Here is a 22,759-nt window from a genome sequence, read left to right as displayed (position 1 = left end):
GTTCCCCCCCCCCCCCGCCTCTGCGCGCCACCCTCCCCCCCCAGCCCCCCCCTGACGGGGGTCGGTTGGTTTTAGCCCGATTTACCCCCGGCGATACCACTCACGACCCCAAGGCATGATCAAGCGCATGCGGCTCCACGGAACCTGGTCCGAGCAGAACATCCACCCCGGCGCCCCTGAGTTCGGCACGGTCACGTTCAGCCCGGACGGCACCGGCTGGCTGTTGTGGGAAAGCTGGAGCAGCTCGTTCGACGTCCAGCGCTTCACCTGGCGGGTCATCGGCCCAGCCATGCTGCGGATCCATTTCAACCGCTACCTCTTCGGCAGCTGGTCGATCGACGCCGCCAAGAAGATCACCTACACCGTCGAAACCGACGAACCCGAAGACCGAACCCTCATCCCGCGCTTCAAGATCACCGACCGGCTGGAGTTCGACCGCGAACTCTCCCCCGGCACCGTCGGCAGCCTTTTCGAACGCGAGGACGACGCCCAAGACCCCACCACGTAAAAGGGGTCGTGAGTGTTTAGACCGGTTAGAACCGGCCGTACCACTCACGACCCCAAAAGCATCAGCCGCGCAGGAGGGCGCGGGCCATCACGACCTTCTGAATCTGGTTGGTGCCTTCGTAGATCTGGGTGATCTTGGCGTCGCGCATCATGCGCTCGACCGGGAAGTCGCGGGTGTAGCCGGCGCCACCGAAGAGCTGGACGGCGTCCGTGGTCACCTGCATCGAGATGTCCGACGCGTAGGCCTTCGCGGCCGAGGCCATGAAGCCCGCGCGCTTGTCGCCGCGCTCGGTCGCCGCGGCCGAGGCGTAGACGAGGTGGCGGGCGGCCTCGATCTTGGTGCCCATGTCGGCGAGCATGAACTGGATGCCCTGGAAGTCCGCGATGGACTTGCCGAACTGCTTGCGGTCCTTGACGTACGCGATCGACGCGTCCAGCGCACCCTGCGCGATACCGAGCGCCTGTGCGCCGATGGTCGGGCGGGTGTGGTCGAGCGTGCGGAGCGCGGTCTTGAGGCCGGTGCCGGGCTCGCCGATGATGCGGTCCTCGGGGATGACGCAGTTCTCGAAGTAGATCTCGCGGGTGGGCGAGCCCTTGATGCCGAGCTTGCGCTCCTTGGGGCCGACCGAGAAGCCGGGGTCGTCCTTGTGCACGACGAACGCCGAGATGCCGTTGGCCTTCTTCTCGGCGTTGGGGTCGGTGACGGCCATGACCGTGTACCAAGAGGACTCGCCCGCGTTGGTGATCCAGCACTTGGTGCCGTTGAGGACCCAGCTCGAGCCGTCGAGACGGGCGCGGCAGCGCATCGACGCCGTGTCCGAACCGGCTTCGCGCTCGGACAGCGCGTACGAAGCCGAAGCCTCACCGGAGGCGATCGACGGCAGGACGAGCTTCTTGAGCTGCTCCGAGGCCGACAGGATGATCGGCTGGGTGCCCAGCTTGTTGACCGCGGGGATGAGCGAGGCCGAAGCGTCCACACGGGCCACTTCTTCGATGACGATGCAGGCGGCGATCGCGTCGGCGCCCTGGCCCTCGTACTCGTCGGGGATGTGGACGGCGTTGAAGCCCGCCTTCACCAGCGCGGCGTTCGCCTCCGCCGGGTACCGCTCCTGCTCGTCCACCTCGGCGGCGTACGGGAGGATCTCCTTCTCGGCGAGTGCGCGTACGGCAGCACGCAGCTCCTCGTGCTCCTCGGCCAGTTCGTACAGCCCGGGGCCTTCAGACACCTGCGTCACCTCTCTCGAGCAAGGATTTCCCAACCTCTCGATGTTAGCGCCCGTTCACTGACGTGGACTGTGGCGTCCACCCCAGTTCTTGTGCTCCGCACCCCAGTTTTCGTAGGTTCGAGTGATGGATCTCACGGTCTCGCCCTCGGAGTTTCCCCGCTCGCTCGACTACCCGGAGGCGCCCGTCGGGTCGCTGCTGGCCGGAGCCGCCCGGCGCTATGGCACACGCACCGCGTTCGCGCACGGTGACGAAAGCCTGAGCTTCACCGAGACCTACCGGGCCGCCTGCCGGTTCGCCAACGCGCTGATCGCCGACGGCGTCGCGCCGGGCGATGTGGTCACGATCCACCTGCCGAATTGTCTCGCGTATCCCGTCGCCTACTACGGAACCCTGCTGGCCGGAGCCACTTTCAGCCCGGCGAACCCACTGCTGCCGCCCGACGATCTGGCCTTCCAGCTCACCGACTGCGGCGCGGTAGCGGTGGTCACCTTCGGGTCGTTTTCGCAGAGTGTGGAGGCCGTTCGCGCCCAAACGCCGGTACGGCGCGTCATCGTCGTCTCGCCGACGAGCGAAGATCAGCCGAGCTTCGAAGCGTTCCAGGAGGGACAGTCCGAAACGCGCCCTGACGTGGCGATCGACCCCTATCGCGACCTCGCGCACCTGTCCTACACGGGCGGGACCACCGGGCGTTCGAAGGGCGTGCGGCTGCCGCATCGCAACGTCGTCGTCAACACGCTGCAGTGCGCGGCGCTGCAGACCGGCTCGCTGCCCGCGGTCGACGAAGACGGAAATCCCATACTCGATCAGGTCGGTGACCCGGAAGAGTGGCCGACGCCGCTCGGCACCGGCGTGGCGATCAACCTGACGCCGTGGTTCCACGCGATGGGAACGATCGGCGGGCTCAACATCCCCGTGCTGACCGGCATCAGCATCCACCTGCACGACCGCTTCGACCCGCGCGCGTACTGCGCCGACGCCGAACGCCTGCGCGTGCACACCATCGCGGGCGCGCCCGCGTTGTTCGCCGCGCTGCTGATGTGTCCTGACTTCCACACCCGCGACCTGTCCTCGGTGCGGGTGCTCAGTTCCGGCGCGGCGCCGCTGCCACACGAGATGATCAAGGCGTTGCAGAAGCGGCTGCCCGGCGTGCCGATCGCCGAGGGCTACGGGCTGACCGAGGTCACCATGGGTGGTGTCATCTCGCCGCCGTACCGGTCGGGGCTGCGCAAGGTCGGCTCGGTCGGGGTGCCGCTGTTCGACACCGAGGTCAAGCTCGTCGCCGTCGAAGGCGGCGAGGAACCGTTGCCGCCCAACACCGAGGGCGAGGTCTGCCTGCGCGGGCCGCAGGTGATGGCCGGGTACCTGAACCGGCCGGAAGAGACCGCTGCCGCGCTCGTCGACGGCTGGCTGCACACCGGCGACATCGGCGTGCTCGACGACGACGGCTATCTGTCCATTGTGGACCGCAAGAAGGACATGTTGCTATACAAGGGTTATAACGTCTATCCGCGCGAGCTGGAGGAGTTGCTGATCGCGCATCCAGCCGTCGCCGCGGCCGCCGTGGTCGGGCGGCCGCAGGCGGACGTCGGCGAGCTACCGGTCGCGTTCGTGGTGAAGGCGACCGACACGCCCGCCGAACGGATCCTTGAAGACGTCAACGCGAAGGTGTTGCCCTACAAGCGGATCCGGGAACTCAGGTTCGTCGACGAGATCCCGGTTTCAGCCGCTGGCAAGATCCTCAAACGCGAGCTACGCCAACAACTCTAGGAGCCCTGCACCTTGGAACGCAGGGCCGCGTCCTTGTCCAGCACCAGCTTTTCGAGGTCGGCCTGGAACCGGGTCATCTTCTTGCGCAGGTCCTCGTCGAACGCGGCGAGCATGCGCACCGCCAGCAGGCCCGCGTTACGGGCGCCGCCGACCGAGACCGTCGCGACCGGGACACCGGCCGGCATCTGCACGATCGACAGCAGCGAGTCCATCCCGTCCAGGTACTTCAGCGGGACCGGGACGCCGATGACCGGCAGCGGCGTCGCCGAGGCGACCATGCCTGGCAGGTGCGCGGCGCCGCCGGCGCCCGCGATGATCACCTTCAGGCCGCGGGTGACGGCCGACGTCGCGTAGTCCAGCATGCGCTGCGGGGTCCGGTGCGCCGAGTAGACGCCGACCTCGTAGGAGACGCCGAACTCGTCGAGTGCCTGACCGGCAGCCTCCAGCACGGGCCAGTCCGAGTCGCTGCCCATGATCACGCCCACCTGCGGCGCCATAACGTTCTCCTAGTGGATCTCGTGGCCGTCCAGCCAGACGGCGTGGGACAGCCAGTGTGCGGACAGCAGCGCGCGATCGCGCAGCTCTTCCATGCGGTCACCGAGGAAAGTGACGTGACCGAGTTTGCGGCCGGGACGTTCTTCCTTGCCGTACAAGTGGACCCGCGCGTCCGGGTAGCGTGCGAAGAGATGGTGGACGCGCTCGTCGGGGCTCATCGACGGCTTCTCGTCGGCGCCGAGCACGTTGCCCATCACGCAGGCGGGCTTGAGCAGTTCCGTCGCGCCCAGCGGGTAGTCGAGCACCGCGCGCAGATGCTGCTCGAACTGGGAGGTCCGGGCGCCGTCCATGGTCCAGTGGCCCGAATTGTGCGGGCGCATCGCGAGCTCGTTGACCAGCAGGCCGTCCGCGGTCTCGAACAGCTCGACCGCCAGCAGCCCGACGACATTGAGCTGGGAAGCGATACGCAGCGCCAAATCCTGCGCCAGCTGCGTCAGTCCTTCGCTCAGTCCCGGCGCGGGCGCGAGCACCTCGGTGTTGATCCCGCCGCGCTGCACGGTCTCCACCACCGGCCACGCGGCGCCCTGGCCGAACGGCGAGCGGGCGACCAGCGCCGACAGCTCGCGCTTCATGTCTACTTTGGACTCGACGAGCAGTGGCGTGCCCGCGGCCAGCAGCTCGGGGACGACCTCACGCGCGTGCTGCGCGGTGTCGAGCATCCAGACACCGCGGCCGTCGTAGCCGCCCTCGGCCGCCTTGAGCACGACAGGCCACGAGTTCGCTTCGCCGAACGCGGCCACGTCCTCCACAGAGGACACTTCGGCGAACTCCGGGCCCGCGATGTCCATCCCGCGCATCATCTCGCGCATGACCAGCTTGTTCTGCGCGAAGGCCAGAGCCTCCGGGCCCGGCCGGAGCGTGTGGCCCTCCTGCGCGAGCTGGTACATGTGCTCCCACGGGACGTGCTCGTGGTCGAAGGTCACCACGTCGACGTCCTTGGCGAACGCGCGCAGCGCGTCGAGGTCCGTGTGGTGCCCCTGGACGACCTTGCCCGCGACGAGCCCGGCGGACTCGTTCTCGCCCGCGGCCATGACGTGCAGCGACTGGCCGAGCGAGATGGCGGCCTGGTGCGTCATCCTGGCGAGCTGGCCGCCGCCCACCATACCGACGATCGGAAGACCCGTGTGTTTGTCCATAGCGTTCTGAATGTTACTGCGGCGCGGAGCGCCTCCGTTGAGGGCGGTGGTGGGCGACGGGAGGGGCTACTGAGCGGGTACGGGGGCTCTGCGCAGGAGCCGGACTTCGCGGGCGGCGAGCACCACCAGGACGACGGCCGCCGCCAGCACGTACGCGTTCCCGAGCACGGAAAGCCCGATACCCCAACGGAATTCGTGGTCACCGCCGTTCGGCACCAGCATCACCACGCAGGACACGAACAGCGCCGCGACCGCGCATCCGGCCAGCCGGTGCCCGCGCGTGACGAGCAGCACGACCAGCGGCACCGACCACACCCAGTGATGCGTCCACGAAACGGGCGACAGGAGCAGCGCGTAGAACGCCGTCACCAGCAACGCGCCGTAGTCGTCCCCGCGCGCGTGCAGCCGCCACACCAGCCAGACCGCGGGCACGGCCAGCACGGCGCCGATGGCCAGTGCCACCGTCAGCGACCAGGGCGCGAGGTGTGAGGCACGGCTGACCATGCCGTTCAGCGACTGGTCGAAGATCCAGTGCACCGCGCCGACCCTGCCGGGGTCGCCCATGACCGACCAGTACTTGGCCGCGTCCGACGGGATGACCACGAACATCAGGCCCTGCAGCGCCACGAACGTGCCGAGCGCGCGGAACGCGTCAGCTCGACGCCCGGTCAGGAACAGATGCGGGATGAAGATCAACGGCGTCAGCTTCACGGCAGCGGCGACACCGACCAGCACGCCACCCCAGCGCGAGCCGCGGCGGCACACGACCAGCACGTCGACCACGATGACGGCCATCAAGATCAGGTTGATCTGCCCGAGGAACAGCGTCTTCCACACCGGCTCCAGCGCCAGCGCGCCGACCACGGCGGCGGGCAGCCACAGCGTCTTGACGCCGAACACGCGGATGACCACGGCCAGCGAAAGCACCGACAGCGCCGAAACGACACCCCAGATCAGCCCTGGGGGAATCGCGACCAGCGGAAGGAAGATCAGCGCGGCGGCCGGCGGGTACGTGAACGGCAGGTTCACCCACGACGGCAGCGTGGTCAGCATGCGGTCGCTGTAGAGCTGCTCGCCCTTCAGCATGGTCAGCGCACCCGCGCGGTACACGGCACTGTCCGCGCCAAGGTGCCAACCGGCAAGCCAGCCGACTATCCCGACCGCGAGCGTCGCCGCGACCAAAGCCGCGACGAGGCCTTTAGCCGGCTTCGGCACTCGCCCGCCGTTTCTGGAGAGCCCACCGCAGCGTGATCGCGGCGAACAGCACAAGCGGCATCAGGATGTACGCGCTGCCGAGCAGGTTCTGCCACACCTTCCAGTGCAGCTCGACATTGCGGCCGTTGGGCAACAGCAGCAGCACGCAGCTCACGAAGACGTAGAACACCGCGACCGTGCCCAGCCAGCGCTTCCACGCCTTCGCCGGTGACGTCTGCGGCAGCCGCGAAACCAGCAGCACGATCAGCGGGACCACCCAGACCCAGTGGTGCGACCAGGAGACCGGCGAGATCAGCAGGATCCAGAACGCGGTGACCAGCAGTGCGGCCAGCGCCTGACCCTTCTTGTGGAACTTCAGCATCAGCCACAGTGCCGGGATGGCCAGCACGATGCCGATGCCCATCGCCGCCTTCGACGCCCACGGCGCGAGGTCGGAGGCGCGGTTGAGCAGCGCGTTCAGCGACTGGTTGCCCGCCCAGTGCACCGGGCCGATGCGGCCGGTGTCGGGCAGGGTGACCGTCCAGTACCGGGCCGCGTCGTGCGCGTTGACCAGGAACATCGCGCCCTGGATCACGATGAACGTGGCGAACGCGCGCACCGCGTCCATCCGGCGGCCGGTGACGAACAGGTGCCCGATGAAGACCAGCGGGGTCAGCTTGATCGCGGCGGCGACGCCGACCAGCACGCCGCCCCAGCGCGAACCGCGGGCGCCGATCACCAGGATGTCGAGCATGATCAACGCCATCAGGATGATGTTGATCTGGCCGAGGAAGATCGTCCGCCACACCGGCTCGAGCGCGAAGAAGACCAGGAAGAAAGCCAGCGTCGAACGGGCGGGCGAGGCCCACCAGCGCGGGCCGTCCTCGGCGGGGCGCGGCAGCGCGCCGATCGCGATCCGGATGACCAGCGCCAGCGCGGCCAGCGAGACCGCGGTCAGCAGACCCCAGGCGACCTGCGTCGGGAAGAAGGCCAGCGGGATGAAGAAGGCCGCGGCGGACGGCGGGTAGGTGAACGGCAAGAGCGCCCACCACGGCTCCGGGATCAGCGTGTTCGCGTCGTACAGCGGGTCGCCGTGGAGCAGGGTGAGCGCGCCGGCGCGGTAGACCGCGCTGTCGACGCCGAGAACCCAGTCATGCTGCCAGCCCCAGAACCCGACCCCGATCGCGACCAGCGGCGCCAGCGCCAGTACGAAGATCGACTTCGGGCGGTGGAACAGGCGCGCGATCGACCTGCGCAGGGCGAGGCGATGCTGGGAAAGGCTGGCCGAAGCTTCGCCGTCAGCGGCGGCGGGAACGGTCCGGGTCACCCCATCAGGAAATCATGACGGGCTCTTCCCCGGTCAGGAAGCCCCTGGTCAGGGCTCGTGAGTGGTATTGCCGGTTCTAACCGGCCGTACCACTCACGAGGTCTGACCAGGGGTTTAGCTGCGCGAATGCTTGCCGAGCAGCTCGCAGGCCGCGTGATGCGAGGCGGGCAGGCGCACGATCGAGATCCGCGCCGGTTCGATGTCCCGGAGCTGCGCGTCGATGGACAGCCGTTCGTTCAGCTCACGCCGCAGCAGCACACCACGCGAGGCGATGCGGCCATCACGCGGGACCAGCGCCGCCGCCGTGGACGGCCCGAGCGAGGCGACGCTCTCGCCGCCGTCGAACACCGCCCGGATGGCGTCGGCGACCAGGATCATCCCGGTCAGCCGTGACCAGCCGGCGACGCCGGAGAAATCCATCGAGACCACCAGCAGCAGGTGCTCCTCGGCCGCCGCGCGCTCGTCACGCTCGGCTTGCCGGTAGACCTCGCCGAGCCGGGTGCGCAGGTACGCGGCGGTCGGCAGACCGGTCAGCGGATCGGTGACCTCGGTGTGCGCGATCTGATCGGTGGCGACATCCGCCCAGGCCAGCGCCGTGAGCCGGAGCAGGCGCGCGGGGGTGGCGTCCGGGTCGGGTGAGACGAAGCCGTCCACCGCGTCGGGTTCGGCGAGCACCGCGTGCAAGGCGGCCAGGTCGTTGAGGGTTTCGGCGAGCCCCGCGCCCGCCGCGGCCCTCGCCCGGCCAAGTCCGGCTAGCGCCACCTCGGCGCGGCCACCGCGCAGGAGCGCGGCACAGACGGCGTCGACTTCAGGCAACGCCCAATCGCTCGGAAACCGCCAGCCGGCGGCGATACTGGCAGAGCGCCAACGCGCTCGCAGTGTCCGAAGCGGAGTGTCCACATCGCCGGGAGACGACATGGATTCGCCGTTTCCGAACAGAGCCGGCACATCCACTGGCTACGCCCTCTCGTTTGATCTTTCGACGAGGGGACGTGACGGGCGGGCACACGTGACGGTGATTTCGGAGGAAGCTTTTTCGCGTTTTGCGCAAGCTCACCCCCGGGGGTGGGTGAAATTTTTGCATCCTCCGGGTCATCGGCCGCCCCTTTCCGTGACGACGGCGGCCCCGTCCGTCACACTGAGCGCTGCGTCAAATCCCGACCTAGGAGTGCCGTGTCCACCGTCCCCGCGGATCTCAGCAGCAAGAGCGATGCCGAGCTCATCGAATCCGTGCGTCACGGCCAGATCGCCGCTTACGGCACGCTGTACGAACGGCACGCGGGCGCGGCGCACAACCTGGCTCGCCAGCTCGCGCGGTCGGGTGCCGAGGCCGACGACCTGGTGTCGGAAGCCTTCGCGAAAGTCCTGGACACCCTGCGTGTCGGAAAAGGCCCTGATTCAGCCTTCCGTGCCTATCTGCTGACCGCACTGCGTCACACCGCGTACGACAAGACGCGCAAAGACAAGCGAGTCGACCTCACCGAGGACATGACCGACGTCGGCGGCGCCGTCGGAGAGGCGCTGACCGTCCCGTTCTCCGACACCGCGGTCGCCGGGCTCGAGCGCACGATGGCAGCGAAGGCGTTCGCGCGGCTGCCCGAGCGCTGGCAGGCCGTGCTGTGGCACACCGAGATCGAGCAGCAGTCCCCCGCCGAGGTCGCACCGCTGCTCGGGCTGACCGCGAACGGCGTCTCCGCGCTCGCCTACCGCGCGCGTGAGGGCCTGCGGCAGGCCTATCTGCAGGTCCACCTGGCCGAGACGTCCGCGGAACGGTGCCGCGCGACCGCCGAGCGGCTGGGCGCGTGGACCCGCGACGGACTGTCCAAACGAGAGAAGAACCAGGTCGAGACCCACCTCGACGAATGCGAGCGCTGCCGGTACCTCGCCGCCGAACTCGCCGACGTCAACGGCGGCCTGCGCCTCATCATCGCGCCGATGGTGCTCGGTGGCGGAGTGCTCGGGTACCTCGCGGCGGTCGGAGCGGCCAAGGCGAGCGCCGCGACCGCGGGCGCCGTCTTCGGCGCGGCCGCGGCAGCGGGTTCCGGTGGCGCGGGTGGGGCCGCCGCGGGCGCCGCGGCGGCCGGGCCCCGTCAGTTCGCCAGCGTCGCCGCGTCCGGGGTGGCCGTCGCCGCCGCCATCGCGGTGGCACTCGCCGCGGGTGGAGGCTCGCAGGAAATCCCGGCGGCGGTGCAGAAGCCCGCTGCCGTGGCGCCGGCTCCTCCTTCGCCGAAGCCGGTCGTGCCGACCCCCAAGCCCCCCGAACCCAAGCCCACACCGTCCGCCCCGCCACCCACGCCGTCGCCTGCCCCGACGCCAACGCCGACGCCCGCTCCGCCAACGCCGTCGGAGACCCCGACGCCGACACCGGAGCCCCCGCCTCCGCCGCCACCGGCGAAGGTCATCGCGGCAGGGCCCGCGCAAGGTGTCCAGCTGCAGCCGGGTTCCGGCCCGGTGAACATGCCGATCACGGTCAAGAACGACGGCGGGACGAAGTCGGAGCCGGTGCAGGCCGAGCTGAGGCTCCCGCCCGGCGTCACGGCCGTGCCGGCCGGTGGTGGAAACGCCCCGCAGAACTTCGCGCAGGAGCAGCCCGCACCAGGGCCGATCGCCGTCGCGTGCCCCGGCGGCACCGGCACGATCGTCTGCAAGACGGGCACCGGGCTCGAGCCGGGCCAGTCGGCGGTGCTCACGTTCCGCCTGGTCGCCGACGAGACCGCGAAGACCGGCACACTCACCGGTTCGGTCAGCGCCGGCACCGAAATGCAGGTCGACGTCCAGGTCAAGGTCGACGTCAAGCCGCCACCGGACGCGCTCGCGCTCAAGGTCACCAGCGCGTGGGACTCGGCGCTGCCGTGGGTGCGGCACCCGGTCGTGCACGTCGCGGTGCGCAACACCGGGCCGACCACCAAGCCGGTCACCGTCACCTTCGACTACCCGGGCCAGCTGATCCTCGGCAACTGGCGTGCCAAGTGCACCCCGATCGCCGACGGCACATCCTGCGTGAGCAAGGACTCGCTCAAGCCGAACGAGCACCTCGACCTCTGGCTCGCGCTGGACCGCCGCCCGCCCCGTGAGCAAGGCGTCACCGTCACGGCTCAGCTTGGTGTGGCTTCGGCTTCGCAGACGTTGTTCTTCGACTGCCATGGCCACTTCTGCCAGGAGGACCCGGCGCCGCCTTCCGAGGCGACGTTGACGCCTCCTTCGCCGACTAAGAAGCCGACTTCGAAGACGAAAACGCCTGAATCGACGAAGCCGTCCGAAGAGCCGCCAACCGAAAGCAAGCAGGAGCCGACAACCAGCGCTCCGCCGACGCCAGAGCCGCCCCCACCTGGGGAAACAGGCCACGAGGTACTCCCCGGTATCAAGCTGCCGTTCTGACGGGAGTAGCTTCTGGCGCATGCCGAGCCTGCGGGCGCAGCTGACCAAACACCGCGAACTCTTACGTTTCGCGATTGTCGGGGGAATCAGCTTCGCGATCACCACCGCGATCAACTATGCGCTGAAACTGACCGTCCTGACGGACAAGCCGACCATCGCACTGGCGATCGGCGTCCTGGTCGCGACGATCTTCTCGTACGTCGCGTCCCGCGAATTCGCCTTCGATACCCGCGGCGGCCGTGAGAACCGGCACGAGGCGGCGCTGTTCTTCGTCATCAGCGCGATCTCACTCGGCCTGAACGCGCTGCCGCTCTTCCTGGCGCGCAACCTGTTCCACATCCACACGCCGAACGTCAGCCTGGTCTTCCAGGAGACCTCGGACTTCGTCTGCGGCATGATCCTCGGCACCCTGCTCGGCACGGTCTTCCGCTTCTGGGCGCTCCGCAAATGGGCCTTCCCCGAGGCCGACGCCCGCCCCAAGGTCGTCCGCGGCGGCAAGCGCCTCGCCCCAGCCCTCCCCGACGAAAAAGCGGCCTGACCCAGGCCTCTCCCACCCGCCGATATCCCGAATGCGTCCTTCGGTCCCTGCCAGGTCCCCAATGCGTCGTTCGGCACCTGGAAAAAATCCCAATGCGGCATTCGTCAGGTTTCAGCACGCCAATGTGGCTTTCGTCAGCTCGGAGCTGACGAAAGCCACATTGGGGGTTTTCCAGGCCGGGGAGAACCGGACATTGGGGGGCGAAAGGCGCCTGACCTGCGCCGTGACCGTCACCACTGGGTTTTCCTCCTGGTGCACATGTCTGTGAACGCGTAACCCGGGATACGTAGACTGCGGATCGTGGCCGTCGTCGAAACCGTGCTCGCGCACACGCCTGAACCGCTGCGCCGTGTGCTGATCAAGCATCGGGAGCTGCTGAAGTTCGGCATCGTCGGCGGCACGACCTTCGTGGTCGACAACGGGATCTGGTACCTGCTGAAGCTCAGCGTCCTGTACTCGAAGCCGACCACCGCGAAGGCGATCGCGATCATCATCGCGACCATCGTGTCCTACATCCTCAACCGCGAATGGTCCTTCCGGACCCGCGGCGGCCGCGAGCGGCATCATGAGGCCGCGTTGTTCTTCCTGGTCAGCGGGACCGCCGTGGTGGTCAACCTGATCCCGCTGTACGTGTCGCGGTACGTGCTGGACCTGGAGGTCCCGCATGTGACCCGGTTCGTGCAGGAGTTCGCCGACTTCGCGAGCGGGTCGATCATCGGCATGCTGCTCGCGATGTTCTTCCGGTTCTGGGGCTTCAAGCGCTGGGTGTTCCCCGACGAGCTCGGCAAGCGCCGCCGCGACGAAGAGCCGGAAGCCGACGTCACGCCGCTGCGCCCGTAGCTCGCCGGCAAGCGAGGCCATTAGCCCGTTTGGCGAAAAGGTGGGGCTGCGAGAGACTTCAGCACGTGTTTAATTCCGGGGGCGGATGGCGGCGGGACTCCGTGGCCATCATGCTGCTCTCGGTGGCCTTCCTCGCCATCGCGGCGGCGGGGATCGCCTGGCGCGCGGCGGCGCCGTCCGATGGGACCAAGATCAATGTCGGCGACGCGGTCACCTCGTCCGAGGGCGTGACGGTCCAGACCATTGTCGCCGACACCCCGCTGCAGGTCGGCGACCGGATCGTCGCGATCGACGGCAGGAAACCCGAAGACGCGCTCAAGGACGGCATCGGCGGCGACTCCGTCCGGGTCGGCCAGGTGCTGCGCTACGACATCGTCCGCGACGGCCGCGCCCAGTCGGTCGACGTGACGCTGCGCGAGTACCCGGTGCTCGCGAGCGTCCTGCGCGGGTGGCCGTCGCTGCTGGTCAACATCGTGCTGCTGGGCACGGCGCTGGTGATCTTCCTGGTCAGGCCGAGGGACCGGGCGGCGCAGGCGGCGATCCTGCCGTCGTCGATCGGGGCGGCGACGCTGGCCTGGTCAGGCTACTTCCAGCTCCAGGCGCTCGACCTGGTCGCGGGCTCGCAGTTCTGGCGCTGGTGGGGAGGGCAGCTGACCTTCGCGCTGGTCTGGGGCGGGATCATGCATTTCGCGATCGCGTTCCCGGAAGCCTCGGCCTACCGGAACTACCGCCGGGCGGTGTTCGCGGGCTACGCGGGCTCGATCGCCCTCTATCCGCTTGTCGCCGCGTTCGCGCTGATCACGCTGGACAACCCGCTGACGAAGCTCGCGGTCGCCGGGTCGCCGGCACTGCCAACGGTGGCGGTTTACCCGGCGCTGATCGTGGTCACGCTGGTGATCAAGTACATCCGCACCCGAGATCCGCTGACGCGCCGCCGGATGCGCTGGGCGGCGACCGCGGTGGCGGGCGGCGCGATCGTCTACCTGCTCGTGTGGATACTGCCCGCCGCGATCTTCGGCAGCCCGCCGTTCCCGATCCAGTACCAGACGCTGACGTTCCTGCCGATCCCGCTCGCCGTGACCGTGGCGATCCTGCGGCACAAGGCGCTCAACATCGACGTGGTGCTTTCGCGCTCGCTGGTGTACGGCACGCTCAGCGTCGGGCTGGTCGGGCTGTACGTCGGCGTCGTCACCCTGCTGAGCCAGGCGTTCCCGCCGATGGACCGGCTGTGGCAGCAGGCGATCGCCGCCGCGGCCATCGCGATCGCCGTCCAGCCGCTGCGCGCGTGGCTGCAGTCGATCATCAACCGGCGGCTGTTCGGCGAGCGCACGGACCCGTATCACGTGGTGTCGTCGCTGGCGAAGCGGCTCGAAGGGGTGCACGCGCCCGCCCAGCAGCTCGAGGCGATGGTGGAAACGATCGGCACGCAGCTGCGATTGTCCTATGTGGCCATCGAACTCGATCGGACGCGCGGCAGTGAAAAAGCCGCGAGCTACGGGGAGCCGACCACCGAATCCCATCGGCTCCCGCTGACCTACCAGGGCGAGCTGGTCGGCCAGCTGGTGATCGCGCGCCGAGGAACGCTCGGCCGCAAGGAGCGCTCGGTGCTCGCCGAGGTCGCGCTGCACGCAGGAACCGTGGTGCACACCGCGCGGCTGACCGCCGACCTCACCCGCAGCCGCGACCGCCTGGTGCAGGCACGCGAGGAGGAACGCCGCCGTCTACTACGCGAGCTGCATGACGGCGTCGGCCCGACACTCGCCGCCGTCACGCTCGGCCTGCACGCGGGCCGCCGGAGCCTGCCGTCGGGCACCGCGGCCGAACCGCTGCTCGAACGCCTCCAGCAGACGTTGAGCGGCGCGATCACCGAGATCCGCCGCCTCGCGCACGACCTGCGCCCACCCGCTTTGGACAGCCTCGGCCTGCTCGGGGCGGTCGAGGAGTACATCGGCAGCGTCGACGGCCACGGCATGGCCATCACGCTGGACACCCCGCCCGAGCTCCCGCCCATGCCGCCCGCGGTCGACGTCGCCGCGTACCGGATCATTTGTGAATCGCTCACCAATGTCACGAGACACGCTCGGGCCAACAACTGCACGGTACGTATCCAGGCGGGGTCCGAGTTGCTCTTGGAAGTGATCGATGACGGTGTCGGTATCCGAGAGCGTGGCGGTGGCGGGATCGGGCTCGGCTCGATGCGCGAGCGGGCCACCGAGCTCGGCGGTGAGTTCAAGGCGGAGAAGATGACTTCAGGCGGGACCCGTATCCGAGCGACTTTGCCACTTCCAGGAGACAGCAAGTGAGCGACGAGTCGCTGAGAGTCATGGTGGTCGACGACCACCCGCTGTTCCGGTTCGGCGTCTGCACGCTGCTGACCTCGGAACCGACCATCGAGGTGGTCGGCGAGGCGGCCAGCGGCGCGAACGCGGTCAGCGCGGCGACGGCGCTGAAACCCGATGTCGTGGTGATGGACCTGCATCTGCCCGACATCAGCGGCGTCGAGGCGACCAGGCGCATCGTCGCCGAATGCCCGGAGGCGGGCGTGCTCATGCTGACCATGTCCGACGACAGCGAGTCCGTGTTCGCGGCCATGCGGGCAGGCGCGCGCGGCTATCTGCTCAAGGACGCCGAGCCGGACGAAATCATCAGGGCCGTCCAGGCGGTCGCCCGGCGGGAAGCGATTTTCGGCCCGGACATCGCGACGCGGGTGCTGGGCTTCTTCAATAATGCCCAACCCAGCGCCGATCCGGTGTTCCCCGAACTCACCGGCCGTGAACGCGAAGTGCTCGCGCTGATCGCGTCAGGGCAAAGCAATTCGGCGATCGCACAAGCGCTTTCACTGAGCCCGAAGACCGTGCGCAATCACATCTCCAGCGTCTTCAGCAAACTGCGGGTCGCCGACCGGGCCGAGGCCATCATCCGGGCCCGCGAAGCCGGTCTCGGTAAGTGATTTCGCCGAGAGCGCAACTGATTTTCCACCGCGAAAACAGAGGCCATCAGGCGGCTTTTCGGGCAACTCCGGGACACCGGTCCCATGTGCTTGGGACACCTCGCCGGGCAAAGTAGCGGTATGCGCGTGGGGGGACCTCGCGTGACAGAGGGGAAGTATCGAAATGCTAGACACGAACAGGACGCCCGTTGTAGTTCGTGCGACGGACCCGATTCTCCACAGCGGGGTGTGCATGGCACTGCGCTCCCGCGATGACGTCCGGCTGGTCGACGGCGAGTCCGCCGACGCCACGACGGTCGCACTGCTGGTCACCGACCGGCTGGACGACGCGATGACCAAGCTGCTCTCTTCCTTGCACCATCAGGGTTTCACCCGCATCGTCCTCGTGGCTGGCGAGGTCGACGACAACGAGATCCTGAGCGCCATCGAGCACGGAGTCTGCGCGGTGGCCCGCCGCGCCGAAGCGGGCCCGGAGGTGCTGGTCCGGCTCATCAAGGCGGCCGCGGCCGGTGAAGGCGCGCTGCCGCCGGACATGCTCGGCCGCCTGCTGAACCGGGTGTCCAAGCTCCAGCGCCAGGTGCTGCAGCCGCGGGGGCTGCACATCGGCGGGATGAGCAAGCGGGAGACCGAAGTGATCAGGCTGGTCGCTTCCGGGCTCTCGACGCAGGAGATCGCCAACGAGCTTTGCTACTCCCAGCGAACGGTCAAGAGCATCCTGCACGACGTGACCAACCGGTTCCAGCTGCGCAACCGCTCGCACGCCGTGGCGTACGCGCTGCGCGAAGGGCTGATCTGATTCCCTTGATCACTCAGGTCGACGACGCGCTGTGCAGGCTCATCGGCGGGCATCTGCCCGCGAGCACAGCGGTAAGGCTGGACGCACCTAAGCCGACTTGGCAGACAGAGGCGGACATCCAGAGCGTCGATCTCTTCCTGTTCGGGCTGCGCGACGCTGGGGAGAGCGGCGCGCAGCCCGGCAAACATTGCGTGCTGACCTATCTGGTCACCGCACGCGCGGGCAAGGTCCACGAGGAGCACCTGCTGCTGCAGCGGGCGCTCCGCGCGGTGATCGGCACCGAGTTCCTGTCGCCGGACCTGCTTCCGGACGGGTTCCCAGGCAGGGTCTCCGTGCGGATCGCCGACCTCGACCCGACCCGGTTGTGGACGAGTCTCGGCATGCCCGCGCGTGCCGCCTTCGTGGTCACGGTGACCGTGCCGGTGGTCGAGCTCACCGAGTCATGAGTTCCGCCACCGGGTAACGGCCCATCACCAAGCCACCGAGCGAGGCGAGCGAGTCACCGAAGAACGCGGCCCACTGGTCGGCGGAAACCGGGTTCTCCCGCTGCACGCGGCCATTCCAGGTCACGGTCACCTCGAGCCGGTAGCCGAGCACGCCTTTCAGCTCGAGGCCGTGCGCCGACGAGTCCACTTCGCACCGTCCGATCGAGACTTTGGTGTCCGGCGGCCGGAAATCCAGGCCCGTCTGCCGGAAACGGGTGCCGGTTCCGGCGCGCACCACCGGCGCCGAGGTGTCCAGCCCGCTGACGAACAGGCCTTTGAGCAACGACTCGAGCGGGTCGGGCCGGTCATGGCCGCCGTGCCAGACAGCGACGAGTTCGCCGTCGAACGAGAGCTGCACGGAGACGCTGACTTTCCCCAGTCCGGTCTTCGCACCGGCCACCGGACCCCTCGGTGGCTGGTAACCGTAAGTCTGCAAATACACACACAAACGTTAAGTGGCAACGGCCACGCCGGTTGCGCCCGATCGGGCAGACATTGGGGCCGACTCCTCGTGCGGAACTCACGCGCTTGCCTCAGCGCGGGACTCTTTCCGCAGGCCAGCGCACCTCCGGCACGTCGCCGGGTCGCGGCACCCGCAGGAATAGACTGAAAACGGCAGGTCTGCTGTTGGACAGCTCCAGCCTGCCGCCGTCGGCCTCCACCAGTGCCCTGGCCAGCGCCAGCCCGACTCCGGTCGAGCCGCCGCCGGAGAATCCGCGCTCGAACACATGCGGCGCGAGCTCGTCCGGCACACCCAGTCCCGTGTCACTGACCTCGACCACGACTGTGCCCTCGGCATCACCGCGCCTGGCGGCGATGGTGACCGTGCCCGCGCCGTGCCGCAGCGCGTTGTCGAGCAGCACGCCGATGACCTCGCGCAGCCTGCCAGGCGTCACCCTGGCCATCAGCCCGTCGGCGACGCGCACCCGCAGGTTGCGGCCCTCCGCGCGCAGCAGCTGGCGCCATTCCTGGCAGATCTCCGGCATGGCCGCGGCGAGCTCGACCGGTTCGGCGCCGACCTCGCTGGCCGCGCGGGCGGCGGCGAGCAGCTCTTCGAGTGCTTCGGCGAGCCGGTCGGCCTGCTCCTGCGCGGCCCGCGACTCGACGACGACGTCCGGATCGGGATGCACGGTGAGCGGCTCCAGCCGCAGCTGCAACGCCGTCAGCCTGCTGCGGAGCTGATGAGAGACGTCACCGACGAGCTGGCGCTCCCGCTGCACGATCTGGGCGAGCGCGGTGCCGGAGGTGTCGAGCGCCTCGGCGACCATGTCCAGCTCACCGACCCCGTAGCGGCTCGGGTCCGGCCGGAAGTCGCCGCCACCGAGCTTCGCCGCGCGCTCGGCGACATGCCGCAGCGGCTTCGCGAGCCTGCGTGCGGTGACGGTCGCGACCACCGTGCCGGTGCCGACCGAAAGCGTCACGATCAAGACCACCAGCAGCACCACCTGGCCCTGCCTGGTCCGCATCGGCTCGGCGGGGATCGCCAGCGTCACCGAACCCTCGTGGGCGATGGGCGCGGACTCGGAGATCTGCTCGGCTCCCGGGTCGAGGCCGGTGCGCCGTTCCATTTCCCTGGGCAGCTTGACGATCATGAGGCTGTCCGATGGCGCGGCGAGCTTGGCCGGCCCCAGGTCGATGGCGGCGCCGGGGGCGGCCAGCTGGTCGTCGAGCACGGTGGCGACCCGCCGCACCGACGCGGCGAGCGATTCCCGTTGCAGTGTCTCGACGAGCTCCCAGGCGACCACGCCGAGCGGGATGCCCAGCGCGGCACCCGTGACGGCGACGGCCAGCAGGATGGCGAGCAGGATGCGGCGGCGCACGGCTTATTCGGAGTTGAACCGGAAGCCGACACCGCGGACCGTGGCGATCCGGCGCTCGCCGTCGGCGGGCTTGCCGCCCGCGTCCTCGGTGGCGATCGCGAGCTTCCGGCGCAGCCACGACATGTGCATGTCGAGTGTCTTGGAGGTCTTGGACTCCAGGTCGTTCCACACCTCGGCGAGGATCTCGTCGCGGCTGACCACCTGGCCCGCCCGCGTCATCAGCACCCGCAGCAGCTCGAACTCCTTGTTCGCCAGCTGCACCTCGCGGCCGTCGGCCGTGACCAGCCTGGCGCCAAGGTCCATCCGGATGCCGCCGGACTCGAGCACCTCCGGCACGCGGCGGCGCAGCAGCGCGCGGATGCGGGCGAGCAGCTCGGCCAGCCGGAAGGGCTTGGCGACGTAGTCGTCGGCGCCCGCGTCGAGCCCGACCACGAAGTCGACCTCGTCGGTGCGCGCGGTGAGCATCAGCACGGGCAGCTCGGTGCCGCTGGCGCGCAGTCTGCGGCACACCTCCAGCCCGTCCATCCCCGGCAGCCCGAGATCCAGTACGAGAAGGTCGACGCGCTGCTCGGCGGTCGCCACCAAGGCCGACGGTCCGTCGGCGACGACTTCGACCTCGTAGCCCTCCCGCTGCAGCGCGCGGGACAGCGGGTCTGCGATGGCCGGGTCGTCCTCGGCAAGTAGCACCATGCTCACCTGGTCAACTCTACGGTGGATGGGCGTGAAACCATCGTCATCGTGCCTGGTTACGCGAACGATCTCACTCTTGCCACCCGTCTCGCCGACGCGGCCGACGCGATCACCACCTCGCGGTTCCGCGCGCTCGACCTGACCTTCGAGCGCAAGCCCGACCGCACCCCGGTGACCGACGCCGACACCGCGGTCGAGGACGCCATCCGCGCCGTGCTGTCGGCCGAGCGCCCCGGCGACGTCGTGGCGGGCGAGGAGCGCGGCGGTACCGCGGGCGCCGAGGGCCGCGCGTGGGTCATCGACCCGATCGACGGCACCAAGAACTTCCTGCGCGGTGTACCCGTGTGGGCGACCCTGATCGCGCTCGTCGAGGACGGCACGCCGGTCGTCGGCATGATCAGCGCGCCGCTGCTCGGCCGCCGCTGGTGGGCCGCTTCGGGCGACGGCGCGTTCTCGCGTGACTCGGCGGGCGAGCGGCGGCTGTCGGTTTCGGGGGTGTCCTCGCTGGAGGACGCGTACCTGTCGACGACCGACCTGAACTCGTGGACGCAGTACCACTCACGCGAGCGCTACCTCGCGCTGACCGAGGCCTGCTGGGAGAACCGCGGCCTCGGCGACTTCTGGCACTACTGCCTGGTCGCGGAGGGCGCGCTCGACGTCGCCGCCGAGGCGATCGTCAACCCGTGGGACGTCGCCGCGGCCCAGGTGCTGGTCACCGAGGCGGGCGGGCGGTTCACCGACCTGTCCGGCAAGCCCCGCTTCGACGGCGGCAACGCGCTCGCCACGAACGGCCACCTGCACGACGCCGCGCTGGCCGTCCTCCAGGGCTAAATCCCGTCCTTGAGCACGACCGCGCCGCTGGCGACCTGGGCCCAGGTCAGCCGCCCGAACAGGTAATGGCAAGCCACCTGCTCGCTGGTGAACCGGGCCCAGTCGTAGCGGTTGCCCTGCTCGCGCCAGAAGACCTCCCAGGCGTCGTCGACGCGCAGGAGGTTCCACGAGTTGTCGGCCTCGACGCCGATCGACACGACCTCGGGCGGCACGCCGACGGCCGTCAGCCAGCGCAGGATCGACTCGGCGTTCACAGTTCCTCCAGGTATCCGAGCGTGACCAGCTCGTCGGCCGACCACGTCGCGCGGTACCGCGTGCCGCCGCCGGGCTGGCCGAACCACGGCGCGGTGACCGCCCGCCACACCGGCAGCGCGCGCGTGACCCGGTAGCGCCGATACGCCGCCTGAGCAGGCAGCGCGCGCTGGGCGAAGGGCGTGCCGTCGGGCGCGAAGATCCGGCCCGAGCCGTCGCCGAAGCGGTCGACGACGGTGTCCAGTGGCAGCGTGATGGCTTCGCCCGGCTCGGTCCCGCCCTCGGGGAACAGCGCGCCCGGCGGCCAGGCGTACTCGGGAACCTCGCCGCGCATGCCACCCAGATAACGCCGTGACCAGGCCTTTTCGTCGAGTGAGCCGAACGGGCTGTGGCCCTCGAACACCTCGGCGGGCGGCTCCCCCGCCGATCCCGGCGGCACCCGGCTCACCGCTGAGCCTGTGTCGACATCGTCGGGGTGATCACCTGGTGGGAACCGCAGGCCGACGACGAAATCGTCCTCGGGCGCCGGCAGCTGCTCGGCGGGTTTCGAGACCGGGACCGGCAGGTGCCCGAGCGGGAACATGTTCACCCGGAACAGCGCGACCACGCTGACGCGGTCCGTCCGTTTCGCACCGAGTGCCGGTATCCGGATCGGACCGGTCTTCGGGTCATCCATTGTGGACATCAGCGCCTCCCCACGAGGAGTGGACGCTTCAGGCAAGCTGTCCGTTCCTCCGTCGGCGGGGACGCCGTGCGGCGTTGTCACTTCGCTAATGCGTTGACCACCCGCGAAGCACTCGGGCGCCCGAGCTTGCCCGCCATCCAGGCGCTGGTCTCGACGAGCTTGTCGAGATCGGCGCCGTGCTCGATGCCCAGGCCGTCCAGTGTCCAGACCAGGTCCTCGGTCGCGAGGTTCCCCGTCGCCGACTCCGCGTACGGGCAGCCACCGAGGCCGCCAGCCGAAGAATCCACAGTGGACACACCACAGCGCAGCGCCACCAAGGTGTTCGCGAGCGCCTGGCCGTACGTGTCGTGGAAGTGCACGGCCAGCGCGCTCATCGGGACCCCAGCCGCGGCGAACCCGCCGAGCACGGCCTCGACCTGCCCTGCCGTGGCGACGCCGATGGTGTCGCCGAGCGAGAGCTGCGAGCAGCCCATGTCCAGCAGCCGCTTGCCGGCGGTGACCACCTGGGACGCGGGCACCGCACCCTCCCACGGGTCGCCGAAGCACATCGACAGGTACCCGCGAACGTCGATCTTTCCTTCGGTGGCACGGGAAACGACCGGCTCGAACATGCCGAACTGGGTGTCGAGCGTCGAGTTGAGGTTGCGCCGCGCGAAGGTCTCGGTCGCGCTGGCGAAGATCGCGATGTCCTTGACACCCGCCGCGAACGCGCGGTCGAGGCCGCGCTCGTTCGGGACCAGCACCGGGTAGCGCACGCCGTCGCGCTGCTTGAGGCCTTCGAGCAACTGCTCGGCGTCGGCCAGCTGCGGAACCCACTTGGGGTGCACGAAACTGGTCGCCTCGAGTGTGGTCAGCCCGGCGTCGGCGAGCCGGTCGAGGAACTCCAGCTTCACCTCGACCGGGACGATCTCCTTCTCGTTCTGCAGCCCGTCACGCGGCCCGACCTCCCAGATCGTCACCCGATCAGGGAACCCTTCGGCGGGTGTCTTGGCAGGCAGCCCGAGTTCACGCGCGCCCATCAGCGCCGGGTCCCGCGCGGCGGGTGCCCGCCCTGCGGGGGCTGCTGCTGGGTCGGCTGCTGGCCCGCCGGGTTGTAGTCGTCGTACGGGTTGTCGTTGACCTCCCGGTAGATGACCGTGTGCACGCGCTCGACCTTGGGGATGTCGTCGAAGGTCAGCGGCTCGTCCGAGGCCGACTCGATGATCAGCGTGCCGCAGCCGAACACCCGGTCCAGCAGCCCGTGCTCGAACCGGACGCTGTTGATCCGGCCGAGCGGGATGTCGATGCCGGTGCGCTTGATGACGCCCTCGCGCGCGATGATCCGGTCGGTGGTGACGATGAAGTGCGTGGTGCGCCACCGCATGAACGGCACCAGGAACAGCCACACGATCAGCACCAGGCCGACCACACCGATGGCGATCAGCGAGACCATGTCCCAAGGCGCGGCGCTGTCCTTGGCGAGCAACGCCAGCCAGATGCCCGCGGCGAGCGTGACGAGCAGCGCCAGCGTCGGCCAGACGAGCATTTTGAAGTGCGGGTGACTGTGTACTACGACGTGCTCGTTGGCGCTGAGCTGGTCGTCTGGATAGGCCACGGCGGACGCTCCCGGATTCTTTACGGCGCTGGCAGGATCACCGTACTCAGCTTTGACGGATGAGGGCGTGTTTCTCGGATCCGGTGCGATGAGAGTCGTGATCCAGGCGGTTCCTGGCGGTGCCGCGGGATCATCCTCGTACCGGGTTGTACTCGGGTGATCCCGCGGTGCCGCCAGGGGCCGCCTG

The 22,759-nt window shown here is 69.1% G+C and carries 23 protein-coding genes; 10 read left to right on the top strand and 13 right to left on the bottom strand.

Annotated features, from left to right (window positions below; genetic code table 11):
- Positions 1-127 precede the first annotated feature (127 nt).
- Complete coding sequence (locus ACFV15_RS39025; protein WP_378357280.1) at positions 128-508, top strand: hypothetical protein; 381 nt, start codon at positions 128-130, stop codon at positions 506-508.
- A gap of 61 nt (positions 509-569) precedes the next feature.
- Here the strand turns inward: ACFV15_RS39025 and ACFV15_RS39020 are convergent, their stop codons facing one another.
- Complete coding sequence (locus tag ACFV15_RS39020; RefSeq protein WP_378357279.1) at positions 570-1,742, bottom strand: acyl-CoA dehydrogenase family protein; 1,173 nt, start codon at positions 1,740-1,742, stop codon at positions 570-572.
- Positions 1,743-1,857: 115 nt separating this feature from the next.
- On the opposite strand from ACFV15_RS39020, the gene ACFV15_RS39015 reads away from it, so the two are divergent.
- Complete coding sequence (locus ACFV15_RS39015) at positions 1,858-3,501, top strand: class I adenylate-forming enzyme family protein (protein ID WP_378357277.1); 1,644 nt, start codon at positions 1,858-1,860, stop codon at positions 3,499-3,501.
- On the opposite strand, the gene purE is transcribed toward ACFV15_RS39015, so the two are convergent.
- The 5 genes from purE to ACFV15_RS38990 all read right to left on the bottom strand — a co-directional run bounded on the left by purE (position 3,498) and on the right by ACFV15_RS38990 (position 8,667).
- Positions 3,498-3,998, bottom strand: a complete 501-nt coding sequence (gene purE, locus ACFV15_RS39010; RefSeq protein ID WP_370946744.1) for a 5-(carboxyamino)imidazole ribonucleotide mutase — start codon at positions 3,996-3,998, stop codon at positions 3,498-3,500. The two genes, ACFV15_RS39015 and purE, sit on opposite strands and share 4 nt — an antisense overlap.
- Positions 3,999-4,007: 9 nt before the next feature.
- A complete protein-coding gene (locus tag ACFV15_RS39005; protein WP_378357275.1) occupies positions 4,008-5,192 on the bottom strand; it encodes a 5-(carboxyamino)imidazole ribonucleotide synthase in 1,185 nt (394 codons plus the stop codon).
- 66 nt (positions 5,193-5,258) lie between these two features.
- Positions 5,259-6,407 (bottom strand): glycosyltransferase 87 family protein, encoded by a 1,149-nt coding sequence (locus tag ACFV15_RS39000; protein ID WP_378357273.1) that lies wholly within the window; start codon positions 6,405-6,407, stop codon positions 5,259-5,261.
- Positions 6,391-7,713 carry a glycosyltransferase 87 family protein gene (locus ACFV15_RS38995; protein WP_378357272.1) on the bottom strand — a complete coding sequence of 441 codons (1,323 nt, stop codon included), beginning with the start codon at positions 7,711-7,713 and terminating at the stop codon, positions 6,391-6,393. Before ACFV15_RS38995 ends, ACFV15_RS39000 begins: the two co-directional genes overlap by 17 nt.
- Before the next feature lie 114 nt (positions 7,714-7,827).
- Positions 7,828-8,667: a GGDEF domain-containing protein gene (locus ACFV15_RS38990; protein ID WP_378357271.1), complete on the bottom strand. Its 840-nt coding sequence runs from the start codon at positions 8,665-8,667 to the stop codon at positions 7,828-7,830.
- Between the two features lie 219 nt (positions 8,668-8,886).
- Between ACFV15_RS38990 and ACFV15_RS38985 the strand changes: the two genes are divergently transcribed.
- The 7 genes from ACFV15_RS38985 to ACFV15_RS38955 all read left to right on the top strand — a co-directional run bounded on the left by ACFV15_RS38985 (position 8,887) and on the right by ACFV15_RS38955 (position 16,661).
- Positions 8,887-11,091 carry a sigma-70 family RNA polymerase sigma factor gene (locus tag ACFV15_RS38985; protein ID WP_378357269.1) on the top strand — a complete coding sequence of 735 codons (2,205 nt, stop codon included), beginning with the start codon at positions 8,887-8,889 and terminating at the stop codon, positions 11,089-11,091.
- 19 nt (positions 11,092-11,110) lie between these two features.
- On the top strand, positions 11,111-11,629 hold the full coding sequence (locus ACFV15_RS38980) for a GtrA family protein (RefSeq protein ID WP_378357267.1): 519 nt from the start codon (positions 11,111-11,113) through the stop codon (positions 11,627-11,629).
- A gap of 300 nt (positions 11,630-11,929) precedes the next feature.
- On the top strand, positions 11,930-12,469 hold the full coding sequence (locus ACFV15_RS38975) for a GtrA family protein (RefSeq protein ID WP_378357266.1): 540 nt from the start codon (positions 11,930-11,932) through the stop codon (positions 12,467-12,469).
- A 65-nt stretch (positions 12,470-12,534) separates the two neighbouring features.
- Positions 12,535-14,772: a histidine kinase gene (locus ACFV15_RS38970; RefSeq protein ID WP_378357264.1), complete on the top strand. Its 2,238-nt coding sequence runs from the start codon at positions 12,535-12,537 to the stop codon at positions 14,770-14,772.
- A gap of 20 nt (positions 14,773-14,792) precedes the next feature.
- Positions 14,793-15,419, top strand: coding sequence for a response regulator (locus ACFV15_RS38965; RefSeq protein ID WP_378357291.1), 627 nt, complete (start codon positions 14,793-14,795; stop codon positions 15,417-15,419).
- Between the two features lie 163 nt (positions 15,420-15,582).
- Complete coding sequence (locus ACFV15_RS38960) at positions 15,583-16,215, top strand: response regulator transcription factor (RefSeq protein ID WP_378357263.1); 633 nt, start codon at positions 15,583-15,585, stop codon at positions 16,213-16,215.
- 5 nt (positions 16,216-16,220) lie between these two features.
- Positions 16,221-16,661, top strand: a complete 441-nt coding sequence (locus tag ACFV15_RS38955) for a Pvc16 family protein (protein ID WP_378357262.1) — start codon at positions 16,221-16,223, stop codon at positions 16,659-16,661.
- On the opposite strand, the gene ACFV15_RS38950 is transcribed toward ACFV15_RS38955, so the two are convergent.
- The 3 genes from ACFV15_RS38950 to ACFV15_RS38940 form a co-directional block, all read right to left on the bottom strand.
- A complete protein-coding gene (locus ACFV15_RS38950; RefSeq protein ID WP_378357260.1) occupies positions 16,648-17,142 on the bottom strand; it encodes a hypothetical protein in 495 nt (164 codons plus the stop codon). The genes ACFV15_RS38955 and ACFV15_RS38950 overlap by 14 nt on opposite strands.
- A 91-nt stretch (positions 17,143-17,233) precedes the next feature.
- Positions 17,234-18,520 (bottom strand): ATP-binding protein, encoded by a 1,287-nt coding sequence (locus ACFV15_RS38945; RefSeq protein WP_378357258.1) that lies wholly within the window; start codon positions 18,518-18,520, stop codon positions 17,234-17,236.
- 3 nt (positions 18,521-18,523) lie between these two features.
- Positions 18,524-19,210 carry a response regulator transcription factor gene (locus tag ACFV15_RS38940; protein ID WP_378357290.1) on the bottom strand — a complete coding sequence of 229 codons (687 nt, stop codon included), beginning with the start codon at positions 19,208-19,210 and terminating at the stop codon, positions 18,524-18,526.
- Positions 19,211-19,258: 48 nt separating this feature from the next.
- Here ACFV15_RS38940 and hisN point away from each other — a divergent pair, with 48 nt between their 5' ends.
- Positions 19,259-20,041, top strand: coding sequence for a histidinol-phosphatase (gene hisN, locus ACFV15_RS38935; protein WP_378357257.1), 783 nt, complete (start codon positions 19,259-19,261; stop codon positions 20,039-20,041).
- Here the strand turns inward: hisN and ACFV15_RS38930 are convergent.
- The 4 genes from ACFV15_RS38930 to ACFV15_RS38915 all read right to left on the bottom strand — a co-directional run bounded on the left by ACFV15_RS38930 (position 20,038) and on the right by ACFV15_RS38915 (position 22,572).
- Positions 20,038-20,295, bottom strand: a complete 258-nt coding sequence (locus tag ACFV15_RS38930; protein ID WP_378357256.1) for a hypothetical protein — start codon at positions 20,293-20,295, stop codon at positions 20,038-20,040. The two genes, hisN and ACFV15_RS38930, sit on opposite strands and share 4 nt — an antisense overlap.
- The gene (locus ACFV15_RS38925; protein ID WP_378357255.1) at positions 20,292-20,978 is read right to left on the bottom strand and encodes a TNT domain-containing protein; all 687 of its coding nucleotides are present in this window, start codon (positions 20,976-20,978) and stop codon (positions 20,292-20,294) included. The genes ACFV15_RS38930 and ACFV15_RS38925 overlap by 4 nt, the downstream gene beginning before the upstream one ends.
- 77 nt (positions 20,979-21,055) lie before the next feature.
- Positions 21,056-21,997: a hydroxymethylglutaryl-CoA lyase gene (locus tag ACFV15_RS38920; protein WP_378357253.1), complete on the bottom strand. Its 942-nt coding sequence runs from the start codon at positions 21,995-21,997 to the stop codon at positions 21,056-21,058.
- Entirely contained in the window at positions 21,997-22,572 is a 576-nt protein-coding gene (locus ACFV15_RS38915) for a PH domain-containing protein (RefSeq protein ID WP_378357251.1), read from the bottom strand. The genes ACFV15_RS38920 and ACFV15_RS38915 overlap by 1 nt, the downstream gene beginning before the upstream one ends.
- Positions 22,573-22,759: the final 187 nt, after the last annotated feature.

Source organism: Amycolatopsis sp. NPDC059657 (genome assembly GCF_042734395.1).
In the GTDB taxonomy this organism is placed as follows: Bacteria; Actinomycetota; Actinomycetes; order Mycobacteriales; family Pseudonocardiaceae; genus Amycolatopsis.
Note: the sequence above shows the minus strand (reverse complement) of the source record. Positions and strands in the feature narration are given on the sequence as shown.

What these genes read in the sequence shown, in the direction of transcription:
- ACFV15_RS39015 (WP_378357277.1), top strand. Translation starts at nt 1,858, where the DNA reads ATGGATCTCACGGTCTCGCCCTCGGAGTTTCCCCGCTCGCTCGACTAC.
- ACFV15_RS38920 (WP_378357253.1), bottom strand. Translation starts at nt 21,997, where the DNA reads ATGGGCGCGCGTGAACTCGGGCTGCCTGCCAAGACACCCGCCGAAGGG.
- ACFV15_RS38980 (WP_378357267.1), top strand. Translation starts at nt 11,111, where the DNA reads ATGCCGAGCCTGCGGGCGCAGCTGACCAAACACCGCGAACTCTTACGT.
- ACFV15_RS39025 (WP_378357280.1), top strand. Translation starts at nt 128, where the DNA reads ATGCGGCTCCACGGAACCTGGTCCGAGCAGAACATCCACCCCGGCGCC.
- ACFV15_RS38960 (WP_378357263.1), top strand. Translation starts at nt 15,583, where the DNA reads ATGCTAGACACGAACAGGACGCCCGTTGTAGTTCGTGCGACGGACCCG.
- purE (WP_370946744.1), bottom strand. Translation starts at nt 3,998, where the DNA reads ATGGCGCCGCAGGTGGGCGTGATCATGGGCAGCGACTCGGACTGGCCC.
- ACFV15_RS38940 (WP_378357290.1), bottom strand. Translation starts at nt 19,210, where the DNA reads ATGGTGCTACTTGCCGAGGACGACCCGGCCATCGCAGACCCGCTGTCC.
- ACFV15_RS39005 (WP_378357275.1), bottom strand. Translation starts at nt 5,192, where the DNA reads ATGGACAAACACACGGGTCTTCCGATCGTCGGTATGGTGGGCGGCGGC.
- ACFV15_RS38965 (WP_378357291.1), top strand. Translation starts at nt 14,793, where the DNA reads ATGGTGGTCGACGACCACCCGCTGTTCCGGTTCGGCGTCTGCACGCTG.
- ACFV15_RS38925 (WP_378357255.1), bottom strand. Translation starts at nt 20,978, where the DNA reads ATGTCCACAATGGATGACCCGAAGACCGGTCCGATCCGGATACCGGCA.